Origin of the sequence: Pseudomonas sp. B40(2017) (genome assembly GCF_002112855.1) — a bacterium.
Lineage (GTDB): Bacteria > Pseudomonadota > Gammaproteobacteria > Pseudomonadales > Pseudomonadaceae > Aquipseudomonas > Aquipseudomonas pharyngis.
On sequence record NZ_NEIT01000002.1, the window covers coordinates 793,139 to 808,847 of the forward strand.

Genomic DNA, 15,709 nt, shown 5'->3' on the forward strand with positions numbered 1-15,709 from the left:
AACGCCATTGTCTTCTCGTGAAATCCGCTGGAGCGAACCATGACCCAGACTTCGAACACCTCCGATCTGCGTAACGGCCCTGACGCCAACGGCCTGTTTGGCTCGTTCGGCGGCCGTTACGTCGCCGAAACCCTTATGCCGTTGATCCTCGATCTGGCCCGCGAATACGAGGCGGCCAAGGAAGATCCGGCGTTCAAAGAGGAATTGGCCTATTTCCAGCGTGACTACGTCGGACGTCCGAGCCCGCTGTATTTCGCCGAGCGCCTGACCGAGTTCTGCGGTGGCGCCAAGATCTACCTCAAGCGCGAAGAGCTGAACCACACCGGCGCGCACAAGATCAACAACTGTATCGGCCAGATCCTGCTGGCGCGGCGCATGGGCAAGAAACGCATCATCGCCGAGACCGGAGCCGGCATGCACGGCGTAGCCACCGCCACCGTGGCTGCGCGTTTCGGTCTGGATTGCGTGATCTACATGGGCACCACCGACATCGAGCGCCAGCAGGCCAACGTGTTCCGCATGAAGCTGCTGGGCGCCGAGGTGATCCCGGTGGTCGCCGGCACCGGCACCCTGAAAGACGCAATGAACGAAGCGCTGCGTGACTGGGTGACCAACGTCGACAGCACCTTCTACCTGATCGGCACCGTGGCCGGCCCGCACCCTTATCCAGCCATGGTTCGCGACTTCCAGGCCGTGATCGGCAAGGAAACCCGCGATCAGCTGCAAGCTCAGGAAGGTCGCCTGCCGGACAGCCTGGTGGCGTGCATCGGCGGCGGTTCCAACGCCATGGGCCTGTTCCACCCGTTCCTCGATGACAAGAGCGTCGAGATCATCGGCGTGGAAGCCGCCGGTTATGGCATCGAGACCGGTAAGCACGCGGCCAGCCTCAACGGTGGCGTACCGGGTGTGTTGCACGGCAACCGCACCTTCCTGCTGCAGGACGACGATGGCCAGATCATCGACGCCCACTCGATTTCCGCCGGCCTCGACTATCCGGGCATCGGCCCTGAGCACGCGTGGTTGCATGACATCGGCCGCGTCCAGTACACCTCGGTGACCGACGACGAAGCCCTCGCTGCGTTCCACCAGTGCTGCCGTCTGGAAGGGATCATCCCGGCACTGGAAAGCGCCCACGCCTTGGCCGAAGTCTTCAAACGCGCACCGACACTGCCGAAGGATCACCTGATGGTGGTCAACCTGTCCGGCCGCGGCGACAAAGACATGCAGACCGTCATGCACCACATGGAACACTCTCAACAAGAGCAATCGAAGCAGGAGAAACACTGATGAGCCGCCTGCAAACCCGCTTTGCCGAACTCAAAGAACAGAATCGCGCCGCCCTCGTGACCTTCGTCACCGCTGGCGACCCGGACTACGACACTTCGCTGGCGATCCTCAAAGGCCTGCCGAAAGCCGGTGCCGATGTGATCGAACTGGGCATGCCGTTCACCGACCCGATGGCCGATGGCCCGGCGATTCAGCTGGCGAACATCCGTGCCCTGGGCGCCAAGCAGAACCTGGTCAAAACCCTGCAAATGGTCCGCGAGTTCCGCCAGGACAACAGCGACACGCCGCTGGTGCTGATGGGTTACTTCAACCCGATCCACAAGTTCGGCGTCGAGCGTTTCATCGCCGAAGCCAAAGAGGCCGGCGTCGATGGCCTGATCGTGGTCGACATGCCACCGGAGCACAACTCGGAACTGTGCGACCCGGCCCAGGCTGCGGGCATCGACTTCATTCGTCTGACCACCCCGACCACCGATGACGCGCGTCTGCCGAAAGTGTTGAATGGCAGCTCAGGCTTCGTTTACTACGTGTCGGTCGCTGGTGTGACCGGTGCCGGTGCGGCAACTCTGGAACACGTCGAGGAAGCGGTGGCACGTCTGCGTCGTCATACCGATCTGCCGATCAGCATCGGTTTTGGTATCCGCACGCCGGAGCAGGCCGCGTCCATCGCGCGTCTGGCCGACGGTGTGGTGGTGGGCTCGGCGCTGATCGATCACATCGCCAATGCGACCACACCGGACCAGGCCATCGACGGCGTGCTGAGCCTGTGCTCGGCGCTGTCCGAAGGCGTGCGTAAGGCTCGCGTCAGCTGAAGGTAAAGTTCCTGATACAGAGGAATTAGAGCCTCACGACACAGACTAATTGAGCAAGACCGAGGGGTTCAGAGCCACGTTCTGAATCCCTTTTTGCTGTCAGTGCAGTGAGGAAAGACCCGATGAAAATGCCGAAACGTCTGATTGCCAGTCTGGGCGTGCTGATGATCAGCGCGACGCCGCTGCTGGCCAGCGCCGATCCGCGCGACGATCACGACCACGGCGGCCCGCAACAGGGCCACTACGACAATCGCGGTGGTGATCACCATGATTGGCAAAGCAACCATCGCGGCGGCCCGCCGCCTCGGGATTTCGGCCCGGTGCGTCAGGTGATCCGTGACAATCATGGCTATTTCGTGCGCGGTGCGCCGCCACCTCCAGGCATCCATCTGGTCCGTGGCCGACCGCTGCCCCATGGCTATTACGGCGAGCGCCTGGATAACCGGGCCTTGAGTCGTTTGCCGTATTACCCGGGTTATGAATGGCGTCGTGCCGGCGGTGACATCGTGCTGATCGCGGTGGGCACTGGGATCGTTTACGAAGTGTTGGATGACGTTCTGTACTGATCGTCAGGCAATAAAAAAGACCGCAGCCTTTACGGGCTGCGGTCTTTTGTTTTCAGGGCTGCTGTTCAGGGCAACTCCAATCCGCCCGAGGCTTTGTGCAGTTTGCGCAGATGCTCGCCGATCTGCTTCACGTTGGCCTCGCTGGCCGCAATCTCGGCTGCTCGTTTGGGTTCCAGTAACGCGCGCACTTCCTTATCCAGATCGCCGGTCAAGGCCAGCAACTGTTTCTGACGCTGGCTGCTTTCCGCTTCCAGTCGGCTGAATTCGCTCGGTTGCGGCAGGCCATAACCTCGGGAGTCGAGCAATTCTGCCGGTCGGCTGAGGAAGCCGCTGTTGGCGAGAATCTGCTGCAAGGTGGCGTTGGCCTTGTCCATGCCTCCGTTCTCCAGCTCACGGGCGCCGAGGTAGCGTTGCTTGACCTCATCCTGAGCGAGCAACAGTTGGCGGCGGAAACTGGCTTGCTCCAGCAACAACAGCGCGGCGCTGGTGCGCAGGTCAGCCCGTTCGAACCATGGACGACGCTCCTCGGCAGACAGCGAAAGCCATTCTTCAACGGTTGTCTGCTTGATCGGCAATTGCTTCTTCAACACATCGAACATCGCTTGATATCGATCACGGAACGAGTCGAAGCGATAACCCAGGCGCAGCGCCTCTTTCGGATCATCGAGCACGCTGGTGTCGGCCAGGCCTCGCCCCTTCAGCACTTCCAGCAAACCGTTGGGCATGATGCTGTCGAGGCCGGTCAACCGGGCGTTATTGCTGCCGCTGCGCAGCAGTTTCAAGCCTTCGACCGCACAGTTGTTGGAGAGGAAGAAGTAATTGCCGTCGTAGCTCCAGTGCACTTCGGCGGCGTGTTCGACCACGCCCTCGATTTCGCTGCGCGAGAGATTCAGCGGCACCGACGCCAAGCTGCGCAGTTCGGTCTTGGTGTATTCGTCGATCACCTGCGCCAGCGGCAGCACGAACAGTCGCGAAGGGTACTTGCCGACCAGCCCGTCCCAGCTCGACAGCTGCACGTCGCCGACGAAAGCGCGGTACGACAACACCAGATGCTGATCCAGATCCAGTCGGCAGTCCGGCCCGCGTGGCCGGCCCGGTGCGCAGATCACCAGACGCAACATGCTGTGGCCCCAACGGCTGACCCAGTTCTGGTTGGCTTCGGCCAACAGGTAATCCACCGCGTACACCCGCTCCGGATCGACCTGGCCCAGGGGCTGTTTGGCAAAGTCGTTGCCGGCATTGAGGAAGGCAAAGGTTTTGGCGCACGCATCCTTGGCCGGCGGTGCCCAGCCGAAGTGTTCCTGGTAATAGCGATACAGCGCCGGGCGCCGGCAGGCGTAGCTCGGGTCGAGGAGAAAGTACTCCATGTTGACCGCGACAAACTCCTTCGGGCTGGAGATTTCGTAGAGGTCGGGGCTGCGGGCAATCTGCCGGTTGTGCTGTTCACGTTCGCCACGACGGCCAACGTATTGTTGCCAGCCGGCGAGGTCCAGCAGGCGTGGATCATCGCTGAGGGTGAAGCGCCGACCGTTCTGGCCGCGGCACTCATCGGGAATGCCGATCAGCCCGGCGCTGTTGTTGCGCCGGGTGCAGCGCTGGATCAGCGTGCGCTCGGCCGCCGGCCACAAGCGCGCGCGATCGTAAATGTGGGTGATTTCGTGCAGCACCGTGGCCAGCAGTTCTCGGCGAACGGTGCCGTGGGGGCGATTGGTTTTTTCCTTCGCCGCACTGCCGTCGGCGAGGCTGGCGAGCAGTTTGCGGTTCAGGTCCAGTTCGGAGACGAGCGTCGCCTGACCATAGGCGTTGCCGGGCATGTCGTCGGTCCAGCCGACATCGATGCGCCGATCCAGGCGTTCGATGAAGCTCGGCGGCAATGCCTGCATGGCTTCATCGAGCAGCGCCTGGCTGGCCTGTTGTTGGGTGGGGCTCAAGCCATCGGTCTTGAGCCGCAATTGCAGGCCGGCGTGGGCGCTGTTGCCAAACAGCAACAACGCCCCGGCCAGCAGCCAGGCGCCGAGTGACCTCACAGTGCGAGGATGGCTTCGGCGAGTACCTGATCACTGGCGTCGCGGGCTTCCGGCACGCGGGTGCGCAAGGTCTTGAAGGCCGCTTCCAGGTTTGCACCACGGATATCACCGTCGCTGGCCACGAAACTGGCAGCGTCGTCATGGGCTTCGCGGATGATTTTCGAATCGCGAATCGACGTAGTGGTGTCGGAGGTGAAATCGATGGTGCGCTGGGAGGCGCGGACAATGATGTTACTGGTGGCTACCAGGGTGTGCGCCTGGGCCATATCGGCCAACAACAGCAGGCCAAGGGCGGCAGCAATCAGCGGGCTACGCATGGAACGACTCCGAAAGGACAGGGATGACTATTGGACGAGAATTGCCTGTGCCAGTTCAAGGTCACTGACATGAAGTTTTGGCCGGCTCTTGCGCAGGTAATGCAGCGCAGATTCGAGCTGTGCGCCGCGCATCTGGCCGTCACTGGCAACGAACGCTGCGGCATCGTCGTGCGCGGCGATGATCAGTTTACGGTCGAACGGTGCGGAAGAAACCATGCCCGTGGCCCAGACGCTGACCACGGTGTTCTGTGTGGACACATCGAAGGCGTCTGCCAGAGGAATCCAGCAGGCGGTGAGCAGTAAAGCAGGGATAAGCAGATTTGAAAGAAAACGCATGGGACTCGGCAACTGTTGGCGAGTCCCAAGGCTAGCGCAATGCCCCGACTAGAGCCAGCGCCGAAACATCGGGACACGACCGGCGTGTCCCGCGATGCCCCTGTCGCTTAGATCGTCAGAATGGCCTGGGCCAGCTGTGCGTCGGTCGCGTTCAGTTGCGGAGCCTGATGACGGATGTGATCCAGTGCGCTCTCCAGTTTCACGCCACGGATTTCACCTTCGCTGGCCACGAAGCTGGCAGCGTCGTCACGGGCAGCGAGCACGATCTTGTCGTCACGGAAGGACGACGTAACGTCGGAGGTGGCATCTGAAGAAGACTTGAGCGCGCCAACCACGGCGTCGGTGGTCACGATGAAGCTGCTGGCGCTGGCGTTTGCAGCTACGGCCAGCAGGGCGGCGGCGCTAAGAAGACGAAGACGGGACATGGGGGAACTCCTGTGGATAAACCGTATTGAGAGGTGGCTCGGTGTCTGAAGGTCAGACGCCAGTTGCACAGCATTCGCCACGTTCTGAATGGAGCTTAGGCTTCCGTTTCAACTTCGCACAGTGGTCAGGATGCTGGCCTGAACCGATTTCTCGTAACTGTACCCGTCTTGCATTTAAGTATGAGAACTGTACCTGTCCGATGATCGAGGGTGGCTACTCGGTTTTCTCAGGGCACAAACGACAAGACCCGTCGCGGTTTCCCGCGACGGGTCTTGTTTATTCAATTCGGGTTGCTGGCGGTGGGTCTAGCGACCAGAGCCAGCGACGCTGATTAGCGCCAGAACGGCTTGCTCAGCTCTTCGTAGCGTTGTGCTTCGCTGATACCGGCATCGGCCAGCAGACGCGAGTCCAGACGAGCCAGTTGGTGGCGGCTGGAGATGCGGCGCTGCCACAACATCAGGTTGGCGATAACGCGCAGAGGCAGGGAAGCCTGGGTTTTTGCAGCTTTGTCTTCGAAGAACAGTTCGGAACTGAGTGTACGTTCCATGGTTGACATCCTTCCGCTTGTGGCGGGATTAGGTAGTGGTTTAACTGGTGCCCATGATCCTCTCGTTTGGCCAGACTCTCTAGATACAGTTCACCTGTATTGTGAGTGACCAGTTAACTGTTTATAGGGGGTGTACGGGTCAAAATTGCGCAAACTGTACCTGTCTGCGCTTATTTGGTGCATTTTGACCCATTTCGATGATGTGAGTAGGTAAAAGCTGTAGGAAATGACCGGTACAGCAGTACAGTTTTTGACGATTGCAGTGGTTTTCAAAATCCCGCTGGCGAAACTGTGTTTGCGCCAGCGGAAAATCTGTGCGGATTACACCGCCAGCATGCGTCCGGTTTCTTCCAGATTGATGTGCCAGCTCAGGGCGTCACGCAGAATGTGCGGGGTGTGGCCGCCGATCGCGCAGGCTTTGTCGAAGTAGTCGTTCAGCGCCTGGCGGAAGTCCGGGTGCACACAGTTGTCGATGATCACCCGGGCGCGTTCCCGTGGCGCCAGGCCGCGCAGGTCGGCCAGGCCCACCTCGGTCACCAGGATGTCGACGTCATGCTCGGTATGGTCGACGTGGCTGACCATCGGCACCACGCTGGAAATCGCGCCGCCCTTGGCGATCGACTTGGTCACGAACACCGCCAGGTGTGCGTTGCGAGCGAAGTCGCCCGAGCCACCGATGCCGTTCATCATCCGCGTGCCGCAGACGTGGGTCGAGTTGACGTTGCCATAGATGTCGAACTCAAGGGCCGTGTTGATGCCGATGATGCCTAGGCGCCGCACCACTTCCGGGTGGTTGGAGATTTCCTGCGGGCGCAACACCAGCTTGTCTTTGTACTTCTCCAGATTGCCGAACACGTCGCTGTTGCGCCGCTCCGACAGGGTGATCGAGCTGCCCGAGGCGAAGCTCAGCTTGCCGGCGTCGATCAGGTCGAAGGTCGAGTCCTGCAGCACTTCGGAGTACATGGTCAGGTCTTCGAACGGCGAATCGATCAGCCCGCACATCACCGCGTTGGCGATGTTGCCGATCCCGGCCTGCAACGGGCCGAGCTTGTTGGTCATGCGCCCGGCATCGACTTCCTGCTTGAGGAAGGTGATCAGGTGATCGGCGATGGCTTTGGTGTCGAAATCCGGTGAGGACACGGTGGACGGCGAATCCGACTGCTGGGTGATGACGATGGCGACGATCTTCTCCGGCGGGATCGGGATCGCGGTGCTGCCGATGCGGTCGTCAACCTTTACCAGCGGGATCGGCGTGCGGGTCGGGCGGTAGGTCGGGATGTATATGTCGTGCAGGCCTTCGAGGTTGGCGTTGTGCGCCAGGTTGATCTCGACGATCACGTGTTTGGCGAAGATCGCGAAGCTCGCCGAGTTGCCCACCGAAGTGGTCGGCACGATGTGGCCCTGTTCGGTGATGGCCACGGCTTCGATGACGGCGATGTCCGGCAGCTTCAGCTGCTGGTTGCGCAGTTGCTCGACGGTTTCCGACAGGTGCTGGTCGATGAACATTACTTCGCCGGCGTTGATTGCCTTGCGCAGGGTGCTGTCGACCTGAAACGGCATGCGCCGGGACAGCACGCCAGCCTCGGTCAGTTGCTTGTCGAGGTCGTTGCCCAGACTGGCGCCGGTCATCAGGCTGATCTTCAGCGGCGTGACCTTGGCTCGCTCGGCCAGCGCATGGGGCACGGCCTTGGCTTCGCCGGCGCGGGTGAAGCCGCTCATGCCGACGGTCATGCCGTCCTCAATCAGCGCAGCGGCGTCGGCGGCGCTCATCACTTTATCCAACAACGAAGGCAGGCGAATACGGTCACGGTACATGGATTATTTTCTCGGGCAGCGAGTAGCAGGATGCGCAGTCTAGTGAATTTCGCGAGCGCCTGTCCCGCTACCAAGGTCGCAAACGAGGCGTCTATTTAGCGGGTTTCAAGTAAAACACCGTTACTGGATCTGCAACAACGCGGCAAATTGTCCGACGGTTTGCGCAAACAAAAACGCCCCGACAAGTCGGGGCGTCCGGTAAGCAGCGAGCGAGTTACTCGACCGCTTTGACCATGTCTTCGATGACTTTTTTCGCGTCGCCGAACACCATCATGGTCTTGTCCAGATAGAACAGTTCGTTGTCCAGACCGGCATAGCCGCTGGCCATCGAGCGCTTGTTGACGATGATGGTCTTGGCCTTGAACGCTTCGAGGATCGGCATGCCGGCAATCGGCGATTTCGGATCGTTCTTGGCGGCCGGGTTCACCACGTCGTTGGCGCCGAGCACCAGTACCACGTCGGCCTGACCGAACTCGGAGTTGATGTCTTCCATCTCGAACACCTGGTCGTACGGCACTTCGGCCTCGGCCAGCAGTACGTTCATGTGGCCAGGCATCCGACCGGCCACTGGGTGGATCGCGTATTTCACGGTCACGCCATGGTGGGTCAGCTTCTCGGTCAGCTCTTTCAGTGCGTGCTGCGCGCGAGCCACCGCCAGTCCATAACCCGGAACGATGATCACGGTGTCGGCGTTGGTCAGCAGGAAAGTCGCATCGTCAGCCGAACCGGATTTCACCGGACGGGCTTCCTTCTCACCGGCAGGACCGGCGTCTGCGGTATTGCCAAAACCGCCGAGCAGTACATTAAAGAAGGAACGGTTCATCGCCTTGCACATGATGTACGAGAGGATCGCACCGCTCGAACCCACCAGCGAACCTGCAATGATCAGCATCGAGTTGTTCAGCGAGAAGCCGATACCCGCCGCTGCCCAGCCGGAATAGCTGTTGAGCATCGACACCACCACCGGCATATCGGCGCCACCGATCGGGATGATGATCAGCACGCCCATGACGAACGCCAGAGCCAGCATCAGGGCGAACGCGGCGAGGTTGCCGGTCAACATGAAGGTAACACCGAGGATCAGCGTCGCCAGCCCCAGTACCGCGTTCAGCTTGTGCTGACCGCTGAACTGTACCGGTGCACCCTGGAACAGACGGAACTTGTATTTACCCGACAGCTTGCCGAACGCGATCACCGAACCGGAGAAGGTAATTGCACCAATGGCCGCGCCGAGGAACAGCTCCAGGCGGTTACCCGCCGGGATTGAGTCGCCCAGTTGCTTGACGATGCCCAGCGACTGCGGCTCGACCACCGCCGCAATGGCGATGAACACCGCTGCCAGGCCGATCATGCTGTGCATGAACGCAACCAGCTCCGGCATCTTGGTCATTTCAACGCGCTTGGCCATGATCGAACCGGCGGTGCCGCCGATCAGCAGGCCGATGATCACGTAACCGATGCCAGCAGTTGCCAGCTCAGCGCCCAGCTTATAGATGAGGCCGACCGTGGTGATGATTGCCAGCGCCATGCCAAGCATGCCGAACAGGTTGCCGCGGCGCGACGTGGTCGGGTGCGACAGACCTTTGAGGGCCTGGATGAAGCAGATCGACGCGATCAGGTAGAGCGTCGTGACGAGATTCATGCTCATTACTTCGGCGCCTCTTCTTTTGCTTTCGGGGCTTTCTTCTTGAACATCTCAAGCATGCGGCGGGTGACCAGGAAGCCACCGAACACGTTGACCGCGGCCAGTGCCACGGCGAGGGTGCCCATGGTCTTGCCCAGCGGGGTGACAGTCAGTGCGGCGGCGAGCATGGCGCCGACGATCACGATCGCCGAAATGGCGTTGGTTACTGCCATCAGCGGCGTGTGCAGCGCGGGTGTAACGTTCCAGACCACGTGGTAACCGACATAAATCGCCAGCACGAAGATGATCAGGTTGTAGATACCGGGGGAGATAAGCTCTTCCATCGTCTGAGTCCCTGCTTAGGCGTTTTTGCGGATGACTTGGCCGTCGCGGCACATCAGGCACGCGGCGACGATGTCGTCTTCGAGGTTCACTACGAACTGGCCTTCTTTGGTGAATACCAGCTTCAGGAAGTCCAGCAGGTTGCGTGCGTACAGCGCCGAGGCGTCTGCGGCGACTTCACCGGCGAGGTTGGTCGGGCCGACGATGGTCACGCCGTTCTCGATCACGACCTGATCGGCCACGGTCAGCGGGCAGTTGCCACCCTGGGCTGCCGCGAGGTCGATGACCACCGAGCCGGGTTTCATCTGCGCGACGGTGTCCGCACTCAGCAGCGTCGGTGCCTTACGGCCCGGGATCAGTGCGGTGGTGATGACGATGTCAGCCTGCTTGGCGCGCTCGTGCACGGCCTGGGCCTGACGCTGCATCCAGCTCGCCGGCATCGGGCGTGCGTAACCGCCGACGCCGACTGCGCATTCGCGTTCTTCATCGGTCTCGTAAGGCACGTCGACGAACTTGGCGCCGAGGGATTCGATCTGTTCCTTCACGGCCGGACGTACGTCGGACGCTTCGATGACGGCACCCAGACGTTTCGCCGTGGCAATCGCCTGCAACCCGGCCACACCAGCCCCCAGAATCAGCACGCGCGCTGCTTTCACGGTGCCCGCAGCCGTCATCAGCATCGGCATGAAGCGCGGATAGTAGTGAGCAGCCAGCAGCACGGCTTTATAGCCGGCAATGTTCGCCTGGGACGACAACACGTCGAGACTCTGGGCCCGGGAGGTGCGTGGCGCCGCTTCCAGGGCGAACGCGGTAATCCCGCACTCGGCCATCTTCGCGATGGTGTCGTTGTTGAACGGGTTGAGCATGCCCACCAGCACCGTTCCGCGCTTGATCAGCGTCAGTTCGGCATCGCTTGGCGCGACCACTTTGAGAATCAGCTCGGCGCCAAACGCGTCATTGGCACTGCCAATGGTTGCGCCTGCCGCTTCATAGGCACTGTCGACAACGCTGGCTTTAACGCCGGCGCCGGTTTGCACAGTGACCTTATGACCTTGGCTGATCAGCTTTTTAATGGTTTCCGGGGTTGCAGCAACCCGTGTTTCACCGGTCTGGGTTTCGAGAGGAACACCAATGTGCACGTCAAATCTCCTGCGTGATCTTATTGAGTAAACCCATGCACTACGGATGGTGCGACTGGGGCGGCCGATCAGCACGATCCCGCCAAATCAGGGCGGGGCGCGGCATTTTGCAGGCGAAGTTTATGCCCTTCAAGGGATTATGACGGGTGACGGAAAATTAACTACAAGTCATCCCGTGACCGAATGTCGCAGATGGCCAGTTGAATCCCTTGCAGGCCGTGCCTTTCAAGGTGTCTGGATGAATTTGAAGAATTTTCTCATCGGTGACGTGAATAGGCCGCAATGCGTCGCGAATGAGGGCGCAAAGCCACGTCGTCAGCCGCTTGTGGGACGTCTGTACGACTTTCGGATACAGTCTGTCTATTTGCGACAAATAGTTATATCTGTAGGGCTTTGATTTTTCTGACTACGGGGTTAGCAATCGCTGAAACCCTTTAGCCTTCTAGGTTGTAGCTGTGTGCCTGATTCACCAGCCAGTCGCGAAAAGCCTTGAGTGACGCCGATTCGACCTTTCGCTCCGGAATCATCAGGTAATACGCCTTGATGCTGGAGAGTGCGTTCGGGTTGGCAATCATCAGGCGTTTCTCGGCCAGTTCGCGCTGAATCAGGAATGGTGGGATCAGCGCGATGCCCATGTCGTGCATGGCCGCCTGAGCCAGCATGGAGAATAGTTCGTAGCGCGGACCTGTCATGTCGCGTGGGATGTTCAGGTGTTGCGAGTTGAACCACTGTCGCCAGGCGTAGGGACGGGTGGTTTGCTGGAGCAGCGGCAGATCGGCGATCTCATCGGGTGTCAGATGCGTCTTGTTGCCGAGCAGGGCGGGACTGCAAACCGGCATCGGATTCTCGCCCATCAGCCTGTGGGATTCGGTACCGGACCAATCGGCATCTCCAAAGTAGATGGCGGCATCGAAGTCAGTGTCGGCAAACAGGAACGGGCGCGTGCGGTTGGTCAGGTTGACCGTCACTTCCGGGTGCTTGAGCTGGAAGTCCTTCAGTCTTGGCAACAGCCATTGCGTGCCGAAGGTGGGCACCACGGCGAGCTCAATCACGTTGGTACCTTGCTGGCCCATTACCGACAGGGTGTCGCGTTCTACGGCATCGAGTTGGGTCGCTACTCGACGGCTGTAGGAAAGCCCCGCTTCCGTCAGCTTCACTCCGCGACGCGAGCGCCGGAAAAGTTCGACGCTGAGGAAATCTTCCAGACTGGCGATCTGTCGGCAAATGGCGCCTTGGGTGAGGGAAAGTTCTTCGGCGGCCTTGGTAAAGCTCTCGTGACGGGCAGCGGCCTCGAAGCTGATCAGGGCGGTGGTGCTGGGGATCTTACGGCGCATGTACGTCAACCTCACTAATACATCGCTTAATCGGCATTTCGCGACGTTTCGGAGTGAGAAATTAGCACAACAGGATGCGAAATCCTCGTTTGCCGGGACAGCGAAGCGGGCCTAGGATCAATGCCACGTTAATTCACCCGATTTGCGAGGACTCACTCATGGGCGGTAAAGCTAGCTTCAACTGGATCGATCCCCTGCTGCTGGATCAACAGCTGACTGAAGAAGAACGCATGATCCGCGACACTGCCGAGCAATTCGCCCAGCAGAGCCTCGCGCCGCGCGTTCTCGAAGCCTTCCGCCATGAGAAGACCGATCCGGCGATCTTCCGTGAGATGGGTGAGGTTGGCCTGTTGGGCGCGACCATCCCGGAGCAGTACGGTGGCAGCGGCCTCAACTACGTCAGCTATGGCCTGATTGCCCGTGAAGTCGAGCGTGTCGACTCCGGCTACCGTTCGATGATGAGTGTGCAGTCTTCCCTGGTGATGGTGCCGATCAACGAATTCGGCACCGAAGCACAGAAGCAGAAGTACCTGCCGAAGCTGGCGTCCGGCGAGTGGATCGGCTGCTTCGGTCTGACCGAACCGAACCACGGTTCCGACCCGGGAGCGATGATTACGCGTGCACGCAAAGTCGACGGCGGCTACAGCCTGACCGGCGCCAAGATGTGGATCACCAACAGCCCGATCGCCGATGTGTTCGTGGTGTGGGCCAAAGATGATGCTGGCGATATTCGCGGCTTCGTTCTTGAGAAGGGCTGGAAAGGCCTGAGCGCTCCGGCGATTCACGGCAAGGTCGGCCTGCGGGCTTCGATTACCGGCGAAATCGTCATGGATAACGTGTTCGTGCCGGAAGAGAACATCTTTCCGGACGTGCGTGGTCTGAAAGGTCCGTTCACCTGCCTCAACTCTGCACGTTATGGCATTTCCTGGGGTGCGCTGGGCGCGGCCGAGTTCTGCTGGCACACCGCTCGCCAGTACACCCTGGATCGTCAGCAGTTCGGCCGTCCGTTGGCCGCTACTCAGTTGATCCAGAAGAAGCTGGCTGACATGCAGACCGAGATCACTCTGGCGCTGCAAGGCTGCCTGCGTCTGGGTCGCATGAAAGATGAGGGCACCGCTGCCGTTGAAATCACTTCGATCATGAAGCGCAACTCTTGCGGCAAGTCTCTGGATATCGCGCGCATGGCGCGTGACATGCTGGGCGGCAATGGGATCTCCGATGAATTCGGTGTGGCCCGTCACTTGGTCAACCTGGAAGTGGTGAATACCTATGAAGGTACGCACGACGTTCACGCGCTGATCCTCGGTCGTGCGCAGACCGGCCTGCAGGCGTTCTATTAATAGGAGAGCGACCATGGGCGCGCTGTCGCATCTGCGGGTACTGGATTTATCGCGAGTGCTGGCCGGCCCATGGGCCGGGCAAATTCTTGCCGATCTTGGGGCGGAAGTGATCAAGGTCGAGCGCCCGGGTAATGGTGACGATACTCGGGCCTGGGGGCCGCCATTCCTGAAGGACGCTTATGGCGAGAACACCAGCGAGGCGGCTTATTACCTGTCGGCCAATCGCAACAAGCAATCGGTGACGATCGACTTCACGCGTCCCGAGGGTCAGAAGCTGGTACGGGAGTTGGCCGCCAAGTCCGACATCCTGATCGAGAACTTCAAGGTGGGTGGTCTGGCGGCTTATGGCCTGGATTACGAATCGCTGAAGGCGATCAATCCGGATCTGATCTATTGCTCGATCACCGGTTTTGGTCAGACCGGGCCGTATGCAAAGCGTGCGGGTTATGACTTCATGATCCAGGGGCTTGGTGGGCTGATGAGTCTGACCGGGCGACCTGAGGGTGATGAAGGGGCCGGGCCGGTAAAGGTGGGTGTGGCGCTTACGGATATCCTGACGGGCCTGTATTCGACCGTGGCGATCCTGGCGGCGCTGGCTCATCGTGATCACGATGGCGGCGGGCAGCATATCGATATGGCGCTGCTGGATGTTCAGGTCGCATGCCTGGCCAACCAGGCGATGAACTATCTGACGACGGGCACTGCGCCAAAGCGGCTGGGGAATGCGCATCCGAACATCGTGCCGTATCAGGATTTTCCTACGGCTGACGGTGACTTCATTCTCACGGTGGGTAATGACGGACAGTTCCGCAAGTTCGCCGAAGTGGCGGGGCAACCGCAGTGGGCGGATGATCCGCGTTTCGCGACTAATAAGCTGCGAGTCGCGAATCGGGCCGTCCTGATTCCGCTGATCCGCCAGGCGACCGTCTTCAAGACCACCGCAGAGTGGGTGAGTCAGCTGGAGCAGGCGGGCGTGCCATGCGGGCCGATCAATGATCTGTCACAGGTGTTCGAGGATCCGCAGGTGAAATCGCGCGGGTTGGCGATCGAGCTGCCTCACGCGCTGGCGGGGATGGTGCCGCAGGTGGCTAGCCCGATTCGGTTGTCGCGGACTCCTGTCGAGTATCGCCGTGCGCCTCCTTTGTTGGGGGAGCATACCTTGGAGGTTTTGCAGCGGGTGCTGGGGCTGGGAGCGGGTGCAGTGGCTGCGATGAAAGAGGATGGAGTGCTCTGAGAGTTCTCTCTATATAGAAGGGATATTGGATCCTTCTTCTATATAGAGGGAGTTGGATGTTTTTTGGCCTATCTGCAAGTTATTGAAAGAAAGCCGAAATTAAGGGTTGACGGCAGATTCTGAGTCTCTATAATTCGCCCCACTTCCGGCGCAGTCGAAACGGAAAACTCCTTGAGATTCAATGAGTTAAGTAGGTTTCGAGAGTGGGTCGCTTCAGTTTATCGAGGCCTGGAAGGAGTTGGAAATGCCGGTTTGTTGGGTGCTTTCAACGGTTCGATCCTCTCGGTCGAAAGCGGAGGAAAAGAGGTGTTGACAGCAGCGTGTAACGCTGTAGAATTCGCCTCCCGCTAACGAGAGATCGGAAGCGCAAGTGGTTGAAGTTGTTGAAGAAATCTTCGAAAACTTCTGAAAATAATCACTTGACAGCAAATGAGGCTGCTGTAGAATGCGCGCCTCGGTTGAGATGAAAGATCTTAACCAACCGCTCTTTAACAACTGAATCAAGCAATTCGTGTGGGTGCTTGTGGAGTCAGACTGATAGTCAGAAAGATTATCAGCATCAC

At 59.9% G+C, this 15,709-nt stretch carries 16 protein-coding genes; 5 read left to right on the top strand and 11 right to left on the bottom strand.

What is annotated here, in order from left to right:
- Positions 1-39 precede the first annotated feature (39 nt).
- The 3 genes from trpB (at position 40) to CAF76_RS07295 (ending at position 2,665) form a co-directional block, all read left to right on the top strand.
- Positions 40-1,287 (top strand): tryptophan synthase subunit beta, encoded by a 1,248-nt coding sequence (gene trpB / locus CAF76_RS07285; protein ID WP_039764801.1) that lies wholly within the window; start codon positions 40-42, stop codon positions 1,285-1,287.
- Positions 1,287-2,099: a tryptophan synthase subunit alpha gene (gene trpA, locus CAF76_RS07290; RefSeq protein WP_039764800.1), complete on the top strand. Its 813-nt coding sequence runs from the start codon at positions 1,287-1,289 to the stop codon at positions 2,097-2,099. Before trpB ends, trpA begins: the two co-directional genes overlap by 1 nt.
- A gap of 122 nt (positions 2,100-2,221) precedes the next feature.
- Entirely contained in the window at positions 2,222-2,665 is a 444-nt protein-coding gene (locus CAF76_RS07295; RefSeq protein ID WP_085647202.1) for an anti-virulence regulator CigR family protein, read from the top strand.
- Between the two features lie 65 nt (positions 2,666-2,730).
- On the opposite strand, the gene CAF76_RS07300 is transcribed toward CAF76_RS07295, so the two are convergent.
- From CAF76_RS07300 to CAF76_RS07345, 10 genes are all read right to left on the bottom strand, one after another.
- Entirely contained in the window at positions 2,731-4,692 is a 1,962-nt protein-coding gene (locus CAF76_RS07300; protein WP_085647203.1) for a DUF4105 domain-containing protein, read from the bottom strand.
- Positions 4,689-5,009 (bottom strand): DUF2388 domain-containing protein, encoded by a 321-nt coding sequence (locus tag CAF76_RS07305; protein WP_039764795.1) that lies wholly within the window; start codon positions 5,007-5,009, stop codon positions 4,689-4,691. Before CAF76_RS07305 ends, CAF76_RS07300 begins: the two co-directional genes overlap by 4 nt.
- Before the next feature lie 27 nt (positions 5,010-5,036).
- Positions 5,037-5,345 carry a DUF2388 domain-containing protein gene (locus CAF76_RS07310; RefSeq protein ID WP_085647204.1) on the bottom strand — a complete coding sequence of 103 codons (309 nt, stop codon included), beginning with the start codon at positions 5,343-5,345 and terminating at the stop codon, positions 5,037-5,039.
- A 107-nt stretch (positions 5,346-5,452) separates the two neighbouring features.
- Positions 5,453-5,770: a DUF2388 domain-containing protein gene (locus CAF76_RS07315; protein WP_064592550.1), complete on the bottom strand. Its 318-nt coding sequence runs from the start codon at positions 5,768-5,770 to the stop codon at positions 5,453-5,455.
- Between the two features lie 332 nt (positions 5,771-6,102).
- Positions 6,103-6,318, bottom strand: coding sequence for a DUF1127 domain-containing protein (locus CAF76_RS07320; protein ID WP_003220409.1), 216 nt, complete (start codon positions 6,316-6,318; stop codon positions 6,103-6,105).
- Positions 6,319-6,639: 321 nt separating this feature from the next.
- Positions 6,640-8,133, bottom strand: a complete 1,494-nt coding sequence (locus CAF76_RS07325) for an acetyl-CoA hydrolase/transferase family protein (RefSeq protein ID WP_085647205.1) — start codon at positions 8,131-8,133, stop codon at positions 6,640-6,642.
- A gap of 214 nt (positions 8,134-8,347) precedes the next feature.
- Complete coding sequence (locus tag CAF76_RS07330) at positions 8,348-9,781, bottom strand: NAD(P)(+) transhydrogenase (Re/Si-specific) subunit beta (protein WP_064592554.1); 1,434 nt, start codon at positions 9,779-9,781, stop codon at positions 8,348-8,350.
- Complete coding sequence (locus tag CAF76_RS07335; RefSeq protein WP_003220416.1) at positions 9,781-10,101, bottom strand: NAD(P) transhydrogenase subunit alpha; 321 nt, start codon at positions 10,099-10,101, stop codon at positions 9,781-9,783. The genes CAF76_RS07330 and CAF76_RS07335 overlap by 1 nt, the downstream gene beginning before the upstream one ends.
- A 15-nt stretch (positions 10,102-10,116) precedes the next feature.
- Positions 10,117-11,238, bottom strand: coding sequence for a Re/Si-specific NAD(P)(+) transhydrogenase subunit alpha (locus CAF76_RS07340; protein WP_085647206.1), 1,122 nt, complete (start codon positions 11,236-11,238; stop codon positions 10,117-10,119).
- Positions 11,239-11,672: 434 nt separating this feature from the next.
- Entirely contained in the window at positions 11,673-12,572 is a 900-nt protein-coding gene (locus CAF76_RS07345; protein WP_085647207.1) for a LysR family transcriptional regulator, read from the bottom strand.
- 158 nt (positions 12,573-12,730) lie between these two features.
- Here CAF76_RS07345 and CAF76_RS07350 point away from each other — a divergent pair, with 158 nt between their 5' ends.
- Positions 12,731-13,912, top strand: coding sequence for an acyl-CoA dehydrogenase (locus tag CAF76_RS07350; RefSeq protein ID WP_007953903.1), 1,182 nt, complete (start codon positions 12,731-12,733; stop codon positions 13,910-13,912).
- Between the two features lie 13 nt (positions 13,913-13,925).
- Positions 13,926-15,146: a CaiB/BaiF CoA-transferase family protein gene (locus CAF76_RS07355; protein ID WP_085647208.1), complete on the top strand. Its 1,221-nt coding sequence runs from the start codon at positions 13,926-13,928 to the stop codon at positions 15,144-15,146.
- Between the two features lie 213 nt (positions 15,147-15,359).
- Here CAF76_RS07355 and CAF76_RS28795 read toward each other — a convergent pair.
- The coding region (locus CAF76_RS28795) for a hypothetical protein (RefSeq protein WP_085647221.1) at positions 15,360-15,709 on the bottom strand (350 nt) is incomplete at its 5' end.

Coding starts and splice junctions, on each gene's coding strand:
- CAF76_RS07310 (WP_085647204.1), bottom strand. CDS start 5,345: ATGCGTTTTCTTTCAAATCTGCTTATCCCTGCTTTACTGCTCACCGCC.
- CAF76_RS07355 (WP_085647208.1), top strand. CDS start 13,926: ATGGGCGCGCTGTCGCATCTGCGGGTACTGGATTTATCGCGAGTGCTG.
- CAF76_RS07315 (WP_064592550.1), bottom strand. CDS start 5,770: ATGTCCCGTCTTCGTCTTCTTAGCGCCGCCGCCCTGCTGGCCGTAGCT.
- CAF76_RS07330 (WP_064592554.1), bottom strand. CDS start 9,781: ATGAGCATGAATCTCGTCACGACGCTCTACCTGATCGCGTCGATCTGC.
- trpB (WP_039764801.1), top strand. CDS start 40: ATGACCCAGACTTCGAACACCTCCGATCTGCGTAACGGCCCTGACGCC.
- trpA (WP_039764800.1), top strand. CDS start 1,287: ATGAGCCGCCTGCAAACCCGCTTTGCCGAACTCAAAGAACAGAATCGC.
- CAF76_RS07350 (WP_007953903.1), top strand. CDS start 12,731: ATGGGCGGTAAAGCTAGCTTCAACTGGATCGATCCCCTGCTGCTGGAT.
- CAF76_RS07325 (WP_085647205.1), bottom strand. CDS start 8,133: ATGTACCGTGACCGTATTCGCCTGCCTTCGTTGTTGGATAAAGTGATG.
- CAF76_RS07305 (WP_039764795.1), bottom strand. CDS start 5,009: ATGCGTAGCCCGCTGATTGCTGCCGCCCTTGGCCTGCTGTTGTTGGCC.
- CAF76_RS07345 (WP_085647207.1), bottom strand. CDS start 12,572: ATGCGCCGTAAGATCCCCAGCACCACCGCCCTGATCAGCTTCGAGGCC.
- CAF76_RS07335 (WP_003220416.1), bottom strand. CDS start 10,101: ATGGAAGAGCTTATCTCCCCCGGTATCTACAACCTGATCATCTTCGTG.
- CAF76_RS07295 (WP_085647202.1), top strand. CDS start 2,222: ATGAAAATGCCGAAACGTCTGATTGCCAGTCTGGGCGTGCTGATGATC.
- CAF76_RS07320 (WP_003220409.1), bottom strand. CDS start 6,318: ATGGAACGTACACTCAGTTCCGAACTGTTCTTCGAAGACAAAGCTGCA.